This is a genomic window from Enterococcus sp. AZ128 (assembly GCF_051714485.1).
Taxonomy (GTDB): Bacteria; Bacillota; Bacilli; order Lactobacillales; family Enterococcaceae; genus Enterococcus_A.
The window spans coordinates 157,711-173,014 of the sequence record NZ_JBIORZ010000001.1 but is presented as its reverse complement, the minus strand read 5'-3'; the positions used below and the strand labels follow the sequence as shown (position 1 = coordinate 173,014).

Annotated in this window: 17 protein-coding genes; 5 read left to right on the top strand and 12 right to left on the bottom strand. The window is 33.8% G+C overall.

What is annotated here, in order from left to right; translation table 11 throughout:
- Positions 1 to 226 precede the first annotated feature (226 nt).
- The 5 genes from IGI38_RS00715 (at position 227) to IGI38_RS00695 (ending at position 3,805) form a co-directional block, all read left to right on the top strand.
- The gene (locus tag IGI38_RS00715) at positions 227 to 610 is read left to right on the top strand and encodes a hypothetical protein (protein ID WP_438725576.1); all 384 of its coding nucleotides are present in this window, start codon (positions 227 to 229) and stop codon (positions 608 to 610) included.
- A 48-nt stretch (positions 611 to 658) separates the two neighbouring features.
- Entirely contained in the window at positions 659 to 1,282 is a 624-nt protein-coding gene (locus IGI38_RS00710) for a DUF2922 family protein (RefSeq protein ID WP_438725575.1), read from the top strand.
- 194 nt (positions 1,283 to 1,476) lie between these two features.
- Positions 1,477 to 2,307 (top strand): Rpn family recombination-promoting nuclease/putative transposase, encoded by an 831-nt coding sequence (locus IGI38_RS00705; protein ID WP_438725574.1) that lies wholly within the window; start codon positions 1,477 to 1,479, stop codon positions 2,305 to 2,307.
- Between the two features lie 131 nt (positions 2,308 to 2,438).
- Complete coding sequence (locus IGI38_RS00700; protein ID WP_438725573.1) at positions 2,439 to 2,855, top strand: HTH domain-containing protein; 417 nt, start codon at positions 2,439 to 2,441, stop codon at positions 2,853 to 2,855.
- Positions 2,856 to 2,857: 2 nt separating this feature from the next.
- A complete protein-coding gene (locus tag IGI38_RS00695) occupies positions 2,858 to 3,805 on the top strand; it encodes an IS3 family transposase (RefSeq protein WP_438725572.1) in 948 nt (315 codons plus the stop codon).
- A gap of 317 nt (positions 3,806 to 4,122) precedes the next feature.
- On the opposite strand, the gene IGI38_RS00690 is transcribed toward IGI38_RS00695, so the two are convergent.
- The 12 genes from IGI38_RS00690 to IGI38_RS00635 form a co-directional block, all read right to left on the bottom strand.
- On the bottom strand, positions 4,123 to 4,443 hold the full coding sequence (locus tag IGI38_RS00690) for a hypothetical protein (protein ID WP_438725571.1): 321 nt from the start codon (positions 4,441 to 4,443) through the stop codon (positions 4,123 to 4,125).
- A 46-nt stretch (positions 4,444 to 4,489) separates the two neighbouring features.
- Positions 4,490 to 5,089 carry an alpha/beta hydrolase gene (locus IGI38_RS00685; RefSeq protein ID WP_438725570.1) on the bottom strand — a complete coding sequence of 200 codons (600 nt, stop codon included), beginning with the start codon at positions 5,087 to 5,089 and terminating at the stop codon, positions 4,490 to 4,492.
- A 96-nt stretch (positions 5,090 to 5,185) separates the two neighbouring features.
- Positions 5,186 to 5,749, bottom strand: coding sequence for a VanZ family protein (locus IGI38_RS00680; RefSeq protein WP_438725569.1), 564 nt, complete (start codon positions 5,747 to 5,749; stop codon positions 5,186 to 5,188).
- Between the two features lie 145 nt (positions 5,750 to 5,894).
- Positions 5,895 to 7,061 (bottom strand): nucleotide sugar dehydrogenase, encoded by a 1,167-nt coding sequence (locus IGI38_RS00675; RefSeq protein ID WP_438725568.1) that lies wholly within the window; start codon positions 7,059 to 7,061, stop codon positions 5,895 to 5,897.
- 152 nt (positions 7,062 to 7,213) lie between these two features.
- The gene (locus tag IGI38_RS00670) at positions 7,214 to 7,795 is read right to left on the bottom strand and encodes a hypothetical protein (protein WP_438725567.1); all 582 of its coding nucleotides are present in this window, start codon (positions 7,793 to 7,795) and stop codon (positions 7,214 to 7,216) included.
- A complete protein-coding gene (locus tag IGI38_RS00665) occupies positions 7,795 to 8,628 on the bottom strand; it encodes an oligosaccharide flippase family protein (protein WP_438725566.1) in 834 nt (277 codons plus the stop codon). Before IGI38_RS00665 ends, IGI38_RS00670 begins: the two co-directional genes overlap by 1 nt.
- A 14-nt stretch (positions 8,629 to 8,642) precedes the next feature.
- On the bottom strand, positions 8,643 to 9,650 hold the full coding sequence (locus IGI38_RS00660) for a nitroreductase family protein (RefSeq protein ID WP_438725565.1): 1,008 nt from the start codon (positions 9,648 to 9,650) through the stop codon (positions 8,643 to 8,645).
- Between the two features lie 12 nt (positions 9,651 to 9,662).
- Positions 9,663 to 10,874 carry a polysaccharide pyruvyl transferase family protein gene (locus IGI38_RS00655; RefSeq protein ID WP_438725564.1) on the bottom strand — a complete coding sequence of 404 codons (1,212 nt, stop codon included), beginning with the start codon at positions 10,872 to 10,874 and terminating at the stop codon, positions 9,663 to 9,665.
- A gap of 243 nt (positions 10,875 to 11,117) precedes the next feature.
- Positions 11,118 to 12,035: a glycosyltransferase family 2 protein gene (locus IGI38_RS00650; protein WP_438725563.1), complete on the bottom strand. Its 918-nt coding sequence runs from the start codon at positions 12,033 to 12,035 to the stop codon at positions 11,118 to 11,120.
- A gap of 17 nt (positions 12,036 to 12,052) precedes the next feature.
- The gene (locus IGI38_RS00645) at positions 12,053 to 13,159 is read right to left on the bottom strand and encodes an EpsG family protein (protein WP_438725562.1); all 1,107 of its coding nucleotides are present in this window, start codon (positions 13,157 to 13,159) and stop codon (positions 12,053 to 12,055) included.
- 153 nt (positions 13,160 to 13,312) lie between these two features.
- Entirely contained in the window at positions 13,313 to 14,008 is a 696-nt protein-coding gene (locus IGI38_RS00640; protein ID WP_438725561.1) for an acyltransferase, read from the bottom strand.
- A complete protein-coding gene (locus IGI38_RS00635) occupies positions 14,005 to 15,297 on the bottom strand; it encodes a glycosyltransferase (RefSeq protein WP_438725560.1) in 1,293 nt (430 codons plus the stop codon). Before IGI38_RS00635 ends, IGI38_RS00640 begins: the two co-directional genes overlap by 4 nt.
- Positions 15,298 to 15,304 lie beyond the last annotated feature (7 nt).

Sequence of the window (15,304 nt, the reverse complement as noted above, 5' to 3'; positions counted from 1 at the left end):
CAATTTCGAATGTTTCTGACGGTCTTTCAACATTTCTAGGCACAAAACGTTCGAAATTGAGGGGGCTAAATCGAAATTGCGGTTCGCATTTATTTTAAAAATCCTTTATCTTGTAGTCATCGATTGAACTCGTCAATGAAAAAAAGTAATGAGGACAAGCAGGACGCTGCTACCTCTTCAGATAGAAAATATGCACTACATAACGATCACTTAGGAGGAGATCACCATGTTTGAACAGACCTTGAATCATCGGCAGCTGTTCCAATTAACACCAAAAACATTGGAAAAACGCATTACTGCCTACTATTACCAAACACAAAACAGTAGTCTCACTATTAAATATATCTTAGCGTTACGTGTAAGGCATCAGCTCGGCGCTGAAGACTTTGCCTTCATTCTGAAGGACCTTGTTCGTGAGATTTTCATGAATACGAAGGCTACTCGTACCATGAAACGCTTCTTTCATTATTTCGAAGATTACTTCATGGCACCTGAATGGCGCACGCTGCGTCTAAGAGTGTTTTCTATTCGCAACTTCGGACAAAAAGCACGCTCGTTTATTCGTTCATTGATTTCAAAAGTCCGTCCCGATGAAACCAACGAGCCTTGAGAATAACCGACTTCCCTATCCATAAAAACGAAGAAAGGAACAGAGCCAATGACCCATGATTTAGTCGCTACATTCATGAACAGCCTCGGCAGAAAACACAACTGGACTTACAAAGGTGTGGATAACGATCTGCCTGATGCAACGCTTAAAGAAGCTTGCGAGCTATTGACCAGCTTAGATATTTTTGAACAAAACGGCGTAAAATTGTTCGAATCTGTCGTCACGGCGAAAGTCGTAACCACTATCGAAAAAGAGATTTTTGATGTGGCACTGGATACGGAGCTTGCAGTGCAAAATACCCTTAAACAACCCGCTCAAAATGAACAACCAATCACCGCCTTAGAAGCGAATAAACCCGCACTAGTTAAAACAGAACAAAAAAGGGATTCACAAGTTCCACGAACTACTACTATAGAGGCCAAAACAGCTAAAAGGATGACTCTATCGCCAATCGTCCCGCTCCCATCAGTATTAATAAGCGCACCACGATTGCCCAAAACAACCATTCAGCAACCACCTGCTGTCAAAATTCCAGAATCCATTCAGCAGCAACCTGATACCATGGAACAACCAAATACTCAGAAAGGATTCCTCGCTTGGATTCGTCGAAAGAAACATCGAAATAAAGATGACCCGGACCTCCACTGCGGCGATCCAAAATCGGAGAGCTGAATTCTGCCCTTCTCTTCTTGAATAGGTGCACCATATCTTTGCGTTACTGTTCGTTAATTTTGCAGTTAATCTGCTTCGCTTGCGTATCTTTGATATAGAAGAAACTCGTTAGCAAGCTATTTTCCGTGATATACTATAGACACAAAAAGGTCTTTCAGTGTAGGGAATAGCGCTATCTGAAAGGCAGGAAAACAATGCAGAAATATTTACCGACGAATGACTTATTGTTTAAAAAGATGCTGACCTCCGAAGATTCATCCCACATTTTAAAGGCGTTTATCAAGGATCTATTAGGATTAGAGTTCCAGTCACTGAAGCCAAAAGAAACCTACCATATCGACAGCTATAAAAAGACCTATAAGGAAACAGCGATTTTTCGCACAGAAGTCGATGTATTAGCGACCGCCGAAGACGGCAGCCATACGACGATCGAATGCCAGATTCAATCTCATGCCTATTTCCATGAGCGTGCGGTTTTCTATTTGGCTGAAGCCTTTCGTTCTCCTTTTGGAAATTTAGAAGCCAGCGAAGTAGAGCAGAAAAATAATTTTTCCAGTCTGAGACCGGCATATGGCATCAATATCGTGGACTTTCATCTGTTTGATCGGAATGAACAAGCGTTACAGTTATTTCGTCTATTGAATGAAGAAACCTATCGTCCTTTTCAAAATAGAGACGGAAAAGAACTGTTGATTCTGTGTTTCTTAAGTTTGAAAAATCAAAACGTCGCTAAGAAAAGCCCTGCGTACCATTGGCAATACTTTTTAAAAACAGGAGAAATTTTAAGTGACAGCCCCGAGTATTTGAAAGAAGCGAAGCGAAAAATAGATTTCTTAACATTGGAAAGCGAGGAAAAAGAGATGATCATGAAAATCGATAAATCAAAAGCGATCCATGATGCCGTGTTTGCTACGGCGATTGAAGAAGCCGAAGAAAGAGGAATCCTTCAGGGACAAAAGCAAGGACTAGAACAAGGTCTAGAGCAAGGTCAAAAAGAAGGTCGTGAACTAAAATATACCCTATAAAGTAGACAGATTAAGAAGAAGGGATCCCTAAAAGTAGACACTTAGAAAAAGGGATATCCCTCTAAAGTGGACATAAAAATATCTTCGGGAAGATGTTAATATATAACAAAGCATCTAGTAGGAGAGACGAAATGAAAGAATATACTAAGAAACAAATGAAGGAACTAGAGTCTAACAAATACACTTTAAAAGTCACTCCTAAAAAAATGTACTTTACCGCAAAATTTAAAGAAGACTTTTGGATTAGTTATCAAGCTGGAAATACACCGAAAAAAATTATTGGCGATCTTGGATACGACGTAACAATGTTTCCTCAAAAACGAATCGATAGTCTTGTTCAAAGAATAAAAAATCAAGCAATGTCAGGAGAAGGTTTTAAAGAAGGAGAAAATCGCAGTAAAAGAGCAAGTATTAAAAAAATTCAATTACAAGAAGAGCTTTCGCCGCAATCATTAAAGCAAATACAACATGAACTTTTATATTTGCGTCAAGAAGTTGAATTTCTAAAAAAAATTACAAAAATAAACAATTCAAAACGAATCGACTAAACATGAGCGAATCCAGTTGTAAGTTTAAGATTATCCATGAGATGCTGACTCAAGAGGACAATGTATTGTCAGCCGTCATGCTTTGTGAGATTGCAGGAGTTTCACGCTCTGGTTATTATCGCTGGGTGAAAAATGCGCCTAAGCGCGAAGAAAAAGAGGATAGAGATAAAGTTGATTTTGAAAAAATTTTAAATGCATATAATTGTCGAGGCTACGCCAAAGGTGCACGTAGTATACATATGAAGTTGTTACATCAAACACCGCCAATAGTGATGAATGTTAAAAAAATAAGACACTTAATGAAAAAATATGGATTAATTTGCCCTATACGTAAGGCAAATCCATATCGAAGAATATCTAAGGCGTTAAAAACAAACAATGTAGCAGAGAATCTGTTAAACCGGGATTTCACAACGCATGGTGTAAGAGCTGTACTTCTAACAGATATCACATATATTCCATACAATGAGGGATTCTGTTATTTATCAACGATATTGGATGCTTATACCAAGCAAATATTGGCATATGTTCTCAGTAAATCGTTGGAAGTAGATTTTGTTTTAGACACAATGAATCAAATGATGAATGATCACGGTGAAACTTTAACAACGAAAACATTAATTCACAGTGATCAAGGGTTTCACTATACGAGCTACAGCTTCATTCAACTAGTAAAAGACAAAAAACTAAGACAATCAATGTCGCGTCGAGGAAATTGTTGGGATAATGCTCCTCAAGAGAGTTTCTATGGTCATATGAAAGATGAAATAAATATTAGTCAATGCATAGGGTTTGATGAAGTAAAAATAATCATAGATAATTGGATGACCTATTACAATAATGAACGCTATCAATGGCAGTTAGCTAAGCTATCCCCTAATGAGTACTATCAATATATAACAACGGGAGAGTATCCAATAAAAGGAGTCACACCACCTAAAAATAGTTGAACATCTGTAGCAACAACTACCTGAAAAGTTATCTTCCTTTTTCTTAAAGTGTCCTTGACACGGGGGACGTTTCAAACAAGAGAAACGAACCCTTGTTTTAAACTTGCTAAAACTTTCCCTTCCTTTGCCTCAAATTTCAGAGGCTAGTGGAGTGGATATAGAAACTCTGAAAAAATGGCAGAAAGAGTTAGAGCAGTGATTTAATAATCATTGTAAGTCGGAAAGAGAACTGATTCTCAAATCAGTTCTCTTTTTTTGATCGACTCCCTCTATCAAATCCCATAAAAATAAGAGCCGAAAGATTACTCCTCCGCCTCTTATTTATGACTATCCACATGCATGAAGCCCCAGTTGGTGGGCATGTAATAGCCGTCCACCGATAGATTTTTCAAATCACTGGAAACAAGCTGTCCTTTGATGTGGTAAATTCTTTTCGCCTTGCGTTCGGCATCACCGAGCTTTGCCAATAGACCGTTCAAATCATATTCCGGCATCAAGAAATAATGAAAATTGAAACCCTTCAAGCGTTCATGTGTGATCGCTCCTTCAAAGGTCAATAATTTTTGTAATTCATCATCGTTAAATGCCAAGTCCGTTGGTGTCAAGGTCAAGCCTTTGTAATCAAATGAGTCTGCCATTGCGTCACCCCTTCGCTTCATTTTACCACATCCGAAAATGGTGTCACTACTCTTTCAGCCATTCGCGAGCGTTTTGAACTTCATCCATTGAGACTTGGTGACCATGAGGTGTTTCAACAACCGTAACATTCGCCCCTCGATCGCGGAATGCCGCGACTAATTCCATAAAAGATGCTTCGCTGACGATCGGATCATTGACGCCGCCATAAGAAACCCAAATCTTTTTATCTGCTAAATTAAATGATTGTGTATGCACTTCTAACGACATTGGGTGGAAAAAGATCCCTTTGGTTAAAGTCGTTTCTCGTTCCAATACTAGATGTGCCGCAATATTCGCACCATTCGAGTAGCCGACTAAGACCCACTCCTCTAGACGGATTCCTTTTTCCTGACTGATTGCTGTGATCACTTCCAACAGATGATCGGTTTCTTTTTCTAAGCTTTCAAAATCAAATTGATTCAGGCCGTTACGCTTGAAGAAGCGATTCATGCCATCTTCTTTGATTTTTCCGCGAAAAGAAAGGATCGTACTATCCGCATCCAAAAATTTCGCCATGTCTAATAACGATGTTTCATCGCCGCCTGTTCCATGGAGCAGAATAAATTTCTTGCCAGTTGGTTTTCCCTCTTGATAAAGATAATCCATCTTCATGCACCTCACTTACTAATTGTAAGTTAACATTAATGAGCCTCAGAAACAAATTTTTTGTTCGAAAAAACGGCTAGGCAAAAACCTAACCGCTTATTTTAATCTTCTTTTCAGCAACCTGCATAACTGATACCCAATCACACAACCCGTAAAGTTGGTAATGATATCCCAAATATCAAACGTCCCAATATAAAACACATACTGAATCGTCTCGATCCCAATAATCGTAATCAACGCAACCACAGCCGCTTCCATCGGCTTTGCCCGAAAACCGTACAGACATCCCAAAGGAATAAAGTAGGCTGTATTCAAGATCAATTCGATGATCTGCTGCCCATTATTTAAATACAATTCAAAAGGATCTAAATTAAACGAATGATACGCCCGCGCCTTCGTAAAGAGCATGATAAACAACAATAAAAAGTAGCAGCTGTAAAATAAATACAAATAGATATTCCATAGCTTCCGCTGCTCCCATTGCCAATAGAACAACCATAAACTCAAGAAGATGAATACCCACAACGCCTCATCCGTATACTCAAACCGCTGCGCCATCGCATCCAACCGGGGATAATTCTGCAAAGTCGGCATGACCAAATAATAAACCATCCCAAAACTCGCAATAAAAGAAACTATACCTGCAATAATTTTCTTCATCCAATCCCCTCCTCGATACTCTTATAGCAAATAATTATATCGAAACATCCTAAAGTGTTCATTAAAAAGGGGCCGTTCGCAAGGAAAGTTTAAAGAAAAGCAGAGGCGGGAGGCCTCTGCTTTCAATATAGTTTTATTCTTTTTATTAATCTCGTCCAAATATATCTCTCGTATAAACCTTTTCCTCGACTTCTTGAAGTTCCGGTTCGAAACGATTGGAAACAATCACATCCGATATATCTTTAAACTCTTTAAAGTCCTTAATAACGGTTGAATGGAAAAATTCCTCGTCATCTAAAGTTGGCTCAAACACGACGACTTCAATTCCTTTGGCCTTCAAACGCTTCATGATTCCTTGAATCGATGAATAACGGAAATTATCAGAATTAGCTTTCATTGTTAAACGATAGATGCCTACAACTTTTGGTTTCTTCGCTAAGATTTGTTCAGCGATAAAATCTTTACGTGTAGTATTTGCCTCTACTATCGCTCCAATAATATTACTCGGAACCTCATCATAATTAGCACGCAGTTGCTTCGTGTCTTTCGGCAAACAATAACCACCGTAACCAAATGACGGATTATTATAGTGAGAGCCAATTCTAGGATCTAATCCAACACCTTCAATGATTTGCTTTGTATTCAGACCCCTTGATTCAGCATAGGTATCCAACTCGTTGAAGTATGCCACACGCAAAGCAAGATATGTATTCGAAAATAGTTTGATTGCTTCTGCCTCTGTAGAATGTGTTAACAATACTGGTACATCTTTATCATGAGCATTCTCTAGAAACATATTCGCAATCTCTTGACCACGTTCAGAACATTCTCCAACTATAATTCTCGAAGGATGTAAGTTGTCATAAAGAGCCTTACCTTCTCGTAAAAATTCTGGCGAGAAGATGATATTCTCAGTATTGTATTTTTTCTTTAGTTCCTCAGTATATCCCACTGGAACCGTGGATTTTATGATGAAGGTTGCATCTGGTCGAATAGCTAAAGCTTTTTCAATGACATCTTCAACTGTTGATGTGTTGAAGTAATTTTTCTTTTCGTCGTAGTCCGTTGGTGTTGCGATGATTAGATAGTCACCGAACTCTACTGCTTCTTCAAACTTTTGAGTGAACTCAACCTTCAAGTCATCTAGATCAAGAAAATCACGGATTTCTTGATCTTCTATAGGTGAGTGATTAGCTTTCAGCATTTCAATTTTCTCTGAAACAATATCATATGCTTTAGCTTGTTCTTTTTGTGCCAATAATAAAGTATTTGCTAGGCCAACATAGCCTAGTCCGACAACTGATATTTTCAAACTTTAACCTCCTCCCTTATTAAGTTTTTCATACTTTGACTGAAGCCATGATTCAATCAATCACATTAATTATTTTGATATATGGTCATGCAAATTAATCACTAGATTTAATACCTGCTGGTAATACTCAAACTGGCCCACTTTACAACTTTCTACTTACTCTTTCTCAACATATCCATTAATGGACTCGCATCTAAAAGACTAGTTAAACTAAGATAGATAAAACCTCCTAATAGGACCTGAATTGAAGTGGTAAGTAAAGACGATGTCATGTTCTTAGTAACTATGATTCCAATTGACAACATGACGGTTCCTGAAAATATCCATCTTAGTACATTAGTATACTCAATACGAAAATTAGTATCTCGAAGTAACATTTTTAAACGTAAAATTGAAACTACAAAGTAGCCAAGATTTATACCAATAACTGCACCATACACACCTATGAATGGTATAGTTAGTACTGTAGTCATAACTGTAATAGCTGCACCAATTAATACTGAAATATTATATTCTTTCATTTCATTTTTAGGAATTAAATACTGAGTTGCCACTGACATTTGGAAAGATTGTGTAACTATCACTGGTGCTAGCAATGGAAGTATATTTTTTATCTCAGAAAAATTAGAGCCAAAAAACCAATTTACTATCTTGTCATTAAGTAAAATAATCCCAAACATAATCGCTATAGTAAAATAAAGTTGAAAATGTATCGTTTTTTGAATCATTTCCATCATTTTTTTTCATTATTATTTTCGTACAAACTACTCATTCTAGGGATTAATACCGTATTCATTGCATTGATTACATTCCCACACATCAATATTAATGAAAATGAATTTGAATAATACCCTACAATTGTCATGGTTGTCATTAATCCTAATATCGTTTTTGTGGCATTTTGATATAGTGTTACTGCAATTTTAGCGATAAAATAAGACAATAACGGTTTGAAATGTGAAAGGCAATCTTTAAAAGTAACTTTGACCCAATAAATATATTTTGTAATAGAAACCCACAAACTTAGTTGTGAGACAAAAGTACTGAGTACATTAATGACAAAGTAGAGAAACAAATCATTCTTGTCTCTGATAAAAAAAACTATTAATATGAAACTACTTATCCTTATAATAAAATTCCGAATAGTAATTTTTTTGAAATCTTCAATTCCCGAAAAAAACCAAGTAATATCAAATAGATTACTTAGTATCAAAATCCCACTAATTAGAAAATATATGGTATTAGAAAAAATGAGACACCACAAAAGATATATGAATATAGTCACGCTAGAAAAAAAAATATTAAAACTTTCTAACTCCCAAAATTTTTTTGATAAACTATGCTTATCATCTTTTACAATAGCAATTTCCCGCACTCCATAATTGGCCATCCCCAAACCTGCGACAAGTACAAAATAAGCTACTATAGAATTTATATAATTATATTTTCCTATCCCACTTGGTCCTAATGCTTTTGATACAATTGGAATTGTTACAATAGGTAGAATAATAAGCAAAATTTGATAAGAGGCTTGATAAAAAAAATTGATAGCTATTTTTCTTTTCATAAACACCCTTCTTATTAAAACATTTCGATTATTTTGTTTGCAGGACTTCTATAACTCTTAGGAGAAGTAACATTGTCGTCAACAATTCCACAAGCAATAAACATGATTAATATCTCACTCTCTGGTATGTTCAATATTTTCCTAATTTCATCTGTTTTTTCTTGTGAAATATTAACTGACAATGGACATGCTCCTATTGACTTATATTCAAGAGCATATAATAAACTCATGCAGAATAATCCCCCATCAACGAATGCTTGATTTCTTTCATGCGCTCTTAAAAAAACTGAGAGATCACTGGTTATCAGCAATAGTTTATCTGGTTGTTCATATCCATCAAAACCACCTTGAAGACGTAATATACTTTCTAACTTTTGCATATCAGAAATAATCTTAACTCTAGAAGATTGTCGATTACAAACACTCGGTGTCTTCATACTTATTTTTATTGCTTCTTCAATATCTCTAATATCGATGCGTCCACCCTTTTTAAAATCGCGGATAGATACTCTATTCATCGCTAACTCTTTAAAACTAATTTCAGAATTATTCTCTTTGGATTCAGCGGTGATTTCTACTATTCCAGCAAAATCATCCTTACTTCCTTCTATTTCCTTAATGAAGTCATTAGAAACTATTTCAAAATTTGGAACTTTCCCATCAATTGATTTATGTCTATCTGCATATGCTTTTAAAGCAGATATTCCATTTCTATAAAAATCATCATCCCAATTTGAATTTTTTTTCATTTCTTGTAGTGCACATACGAGACTGCTAATTGCACTTAAACCAAATCCATATCTAAAGTTTTTCCTACTAAGTCCCTTTTCTATTTGATGAGAGAAATACATAACTTTGCTTCGTGTATTCTCAGCATTACATTTTAGTTTTTCACCAGCAGAATATCTTCTAAACCTTTTTTTATCATTTTCATATAAATCATTCAATTCCTTTTTTTGAAGAAACGTCCTTCTTTTCTTCAATATTGACGTTGGAATAATTGATTTAACCTTCTCTTTCATCAAAAAGCCACCTCAATCCTTAATAACTTCAAATGCTTTATCAAAAGGATCAGATAAAGTATAAAGTTTATTTAATCCATACTCGATTTCTTTCTTCTCATAAGAAATTCTATTAATTAACTGGTTCATGATTCTTATGAATAAGGTCGTATCAACTTCATTTCGAACATCAAAAACATAATCAGACTGCGCAAAAAGCTTTGCTAGCTCCTGATACTTGCTGGCCCAACCTAATATGATACACGGAGTTGCTACTTTATAAGAATGTACGATTGAATGAAATCTAGAACCTATTAAGAACTCGAACTTGCTAATCAAATTTTCAAACTCAGAAGGAGTCAAGTCATCTTCAATTATTCTGACTTCATCGTTATCCAAGAAGTATCCTTTAATGATTTCACATGCCTCAATATCTTCTCCAGAGTGGTGGATCAAATATACCTTCATTTTTTTTTTAAGTAGTTCTTTTATTATTAGTCTATATAAATTCAATATTTTCTTTTGATTTCCATGATCAAAGTTTCGCATATTAGGCACGACGGCAACACTCTTATTAGGAATCTCAAAACTTGTCGGAGAAAATGTTTTTTTATAAATATGATTCCAATCAACTTTTTCTTTACTAGTTAGTACGAGGTCTGGTGAGTAAAAGACATTATCTGTTACTCCAATATCTTCAAGAAATTTTATCCCCTCAATTTCTCTTGGCATCAGAACATCTACTTTTGACAGAGTTTCACCGATTTTCTTTTTGAATTCACTACAATCTTTTTTATAATCAAATGGCCCTATTGATTGTGGCAAAATTACGCTCTTAATTCCTTTCTTATGAGCCACTTGAAACTTATTGAGATATGCTTTAGACCATTTTTCTCCCCATTGACTTGAAAGAGCATAGCCACTTATATCAAACAAATAATCAGTACTATCTAAAATATTCCTGATCTTTTTAGGATCTTCTCTCAAATCCTTTCCTAATAACTTCCGAATCATATTCTCGCCAAAAAAATTATTTCTAACAAAGGGATCCATTACTATATCAAAATTATAAATGGATTTGTCTTCTTTGGATCGTTTAGAATCAAACTCAGAAGTAAAAAAAATATTATGATCTGGAAATTTAGTCTTAAGCCTACTTATTGTGATAAAGCTCATTGCTTGGGCACCTTTATTATTAAACTCCCCACCAGTAACAATTATATTTCTTTTTTTTATCTTTTTCATCCGAACTCCTTATAATATATTTATAATTACATGAATAAAGATTGCTTATTCAATATTTTTTCACTTTGATTTCAACTTATTTGAATCATTTTCAAGTCTACCGAAATAAACTCATCCTATAGTATTTTAAATTTTCAAAACGTTTATTGACCTTAGGGAGTACTCAGTAAAAATTGGTAATCAATTTTTATCAAACTGATCTTAGTTTAGTATCAAAAAGATGTGTATCTTCCTTATTTTAAGTCAATTATTTGATTTAAAAATTTTGTTTATATTCCTTAATAGATTTAAACCAACGTTATTGGATATACAATAAAAAATTAGTAATAATATTTGCCTTAATGACATTCTATAAGCCATCGCTTGTTGAATTATATCTCCTCCCCCTATCCTCTGTTTATAAAAATCGACCTTTGACATTCTTTCACTTAGTAAATTATTGTATCTTGAAATAACTGATATGCGAGCTTTTAATTTTTCTAAATCTGGTTTTGATGTTAATGATGCGTCATTTTTAGTAACGCAATACAAAGTATTTTGAGAAACTGAAATCTTTTCTGCTTGTAATCCACTCTCAACAGAAAACATAACATCATTTGAAGCGATAACTTCTTCAAACTTAATTTTTCTTCCTTTAATAAACTCACTCTTAAATAATTTAGACCACGGAACAACAAACTTTGTCCTTAGAGAAACCTCATTTTTCTCTGAATCATCCAAATAGTCATTAATCAGCTTCACAAAATCAAAATGCCGATCAGAAATTTGTTTTGTATTAAGATCAATACTTGTTGGAGTAAAGAAAATGATATCGAATGTCGAATCTACAAATTTTTCAAATTCTAAATACCAGTTTTTAACAAAATAGTCATCTGCATCTGCAAACAAAAGCCATTTTGAATTAGTATGTTCAATCCCAATATTTCTACAAGTTCCTGCACTTTTTACCCCATCATTTTTTAGTAACTTTATATCAACAGAGTATTCTTTGTTCATTTCATTGATTACTCTTTCAGCTAATGCATATTCCGTCGCATCACTCTTATCATCTACAACTACAATTTGAATCCTGTCATTTTCATTGATGATAGACTTTAAAAGCTTCTCTAAAGTCTTTGAACTATTAAAAAAAGGGATTACTATTGCTAAGTCTTTTGTCATTTTTAAGTTCACCTTCTTTAAAAATTAAATATAGTTTTATATGGAAAAAATTCATCAGATTTGACAACAAAAAAGTTATAGAGAATGAAAACACTATATATACCGATAATACTTATCATTAAAAACAATCTGATATTTCGTTTCTCTTGCATAGAAACAATCCATGGTCCAGAAAGTATTGGAACATATAGAAAAATAGAAAGTAATCGATATGCATTTGGTAAAAAAGTACTACTGATTGCGACACAAACACTGATTAATTGAATTAAAAAGTAGAATGATCCTTTTTCTTTGTCCTTCTCCTTCAAATTTCCGTAACTAATTCCAATAAAAAGGACAACCAAGTATGAATAAGTAACAAATAATAAACTATATCCATTTTGCTTAATATCCATTTTGCTATTAAAATACTGACTATAATCAGAATTCAAGGATATAGTAACTCTATATAATAATTCTCTTAATACATACGAAAACGGTGTAATTACAATAGGTAAAACTAACATAACTTTAGAAACATTCTTTACTTTTTTTAATAAGGGTGTCAAAAAATAAACTACGGAAACTTTGTGCATAGATACACCTAATAAGTTTATCAAATAAAATTTTAGCGGTCTTTTATCGAATAAATAATGAATACTATATAGAAAAAGTGCACATCCTACAGATTGTCGCATAATATTAAGCGATGAAAAAAAATACATAGAAAAGAAAAAAATCATATTACCCAGAGTATAATAATTGTTATTTTTATAGATCGCGCTATAGATAAAGAAAATAATTAACAGATTAATTAAGGAAAAAATGAACTGATAGGGGAATAAACTATTTTTTGATATTATTTCTCCTAATGAATATCCAACTGTTATTATTTTTTGAAATCCAGGTTCAACTAACGAATAATCTTTATCCCAACCGTTTAATACATATGGGATCTGCAACCTAGAGTAAACTGAATAATCTATCCCAATTTGATATCTAAAGGATCCAACTAAAAAAGGAGGAATGGCTGCAAACAAAATAAAGAGCTTTTTAAGAAATTCCCCTCCCCTCTTTACTTGAATATAGTCAGAAATTCCTGTCATAAAAAGGCTAATAGTTATCATTAAAATATAGATTTCCACTTTTTTCCTCCAACAGTTTTTTCAACATCTAGATCTTTAAAACTTCAAGATGAATTATATAAACAATTTTTATGATACTAGGATGTATTAAATTTATTACTCATAATTTTTAAAATCGCTACTTTAGTATCATCACAAGTTTGGGTTATCCTGCTACTCTAAAAATGTATCTTTTATTCTTCTGGCAGGAACTCCGCCAATAATTGAGTTGTCAGGAAATTTCTTTTGAACAACAGCATTTGCTGTAACAATAGAATTGTTTCCAACCTTTGCTCCGTCCAAAAATACGGCCCCCGCTCCAATCCAAACATTATTACCTATTTCAATTCCTCTACGGTTCACTCCCTGTAGTCTTATTGGAATATTTGGATTACTAAAATTATGATTTTCTGCATGGAATCGAACATTTTGTCCTGCAATTACATCTGACCCAATTCGGATACCTCCAGCTGCTCCAAAAAAAGTATTCTCACTAAAGCTAGTATTTTGACCTATCCAAAGTCCTTTTCCTAATTCAGACATAGTCCCTGTGATAATAATCTTTGAATTTGCTCCGATCTTTACGCCATTATCAAAATGTATGCCCTCAATTGAAAGTGCATCAATGGTTGTATTTTCTCCTATTCTTATCCCATCTCCCATACTCATTTTAGACTTTACTCTAAGTTTGACTCTGGAGCCTAATACTAATCTCGAACCAACATTTTCAAATCTAAAACTAAGAAACTTTCCACGAATTAGTCCGATAACATATCCAAGCCCGGTTCGAATAATGTATGATAGCGGTACGTCATTCGAAAGTTTGAAATATGGCTTATTGAATATTATTTGAACAAATTTTTCAATCAATTTTCAATCTCTCTTTCATATAATCTAATTATCTCTTCAGTATGCTCGCTTATTGTTTTAACAAAAATAGAGGATGGATATGCTTTATTAGGTATCTTTATCTTTTGTAAATCCTTGAAAATCATTGCACGGTTTATAAGCATCCCTGAGCCAACATTTTCACTTACCATTACAGCTGTTCCATAGCTCAATGATTCTAAAGTAAGAAATCCAAAAGTTTCTTTCCATAAACTTGGGATTAATACCAAATCTAGGGATAAAAGAATGTTTTCTATTTCTGAGTGTAAATACTTACCTTTATTTTCAATATAAGATGGTACATGATACGATTTATCTCCACCAAAGATAAGAAATTTATAGCCACTATTTCGATTCCTCCTTGCAAAATCAAGGAAATCATAAAAACCTTTATTTTCTTGATAAGGTCCTATGTACGCAATTTTTTTTACTAGATATGGTGCTTTTCTTTTTTTATGGTCATTACGAATTGATGAATTCGTAATTGAAATAACTTCATTGACCTTTTTATTTGTTATTGGGATATTTCTAATATAAACATCCTTAGCAATTTCACTATTGAAATGAAAAATATCGACCAAACCAAAAATAAAATTGTAATACTCTCTCAAATTTGAGAAATCAGTGATAGTAGAATTTTTAATAATACTTTTATCACTATTATGTTTTTTATTCTCTCTTGTGCCTTTTATTCTCCTTATAATTTTACGAGCTATGGGATATACAGATAATTGAAAAATTCGTAGTTTTCTCGTAGACATGGCATCTATTGCGCACACACACCAAAAATAATTATTGTTTTTCTCATCCCAACTTTGACCATCAAAATAAAAATCTGGTACAGGAGATACACCAAAATAATCATGACTCGTATAAATTACTTTAATTCTTTTTTCTTTGGCAATTTCAAGAAGTTCTTTATGCATTCCCATTAAAGTATGAACATGAATTATATCAGTATTAGTAGTAGTCAAGAAATCTTTATACAGTTTCACATCAGCTTTTACCATGAAGTCATCAGGAACTTTTATCCCACCGAATATGGGCAACGGTAAAGAATTAATTAATTCGTATATAATGACATTGGGCACTATCTTTCGTTTTTGTTTCTTAATGTACGAGGACTTTTTCAGTACGTTAATTCGACCAGGATAGAGAGCAAAAACTTCGTGGCCTTGCCTAACCTGTTCATTCATCAAGTCAATTGCATATTTGGGCAATCCTCCGCTTCGTTCCGGAGGAAAACCAATTGTATAATGTAGAATCTTCATTATATTC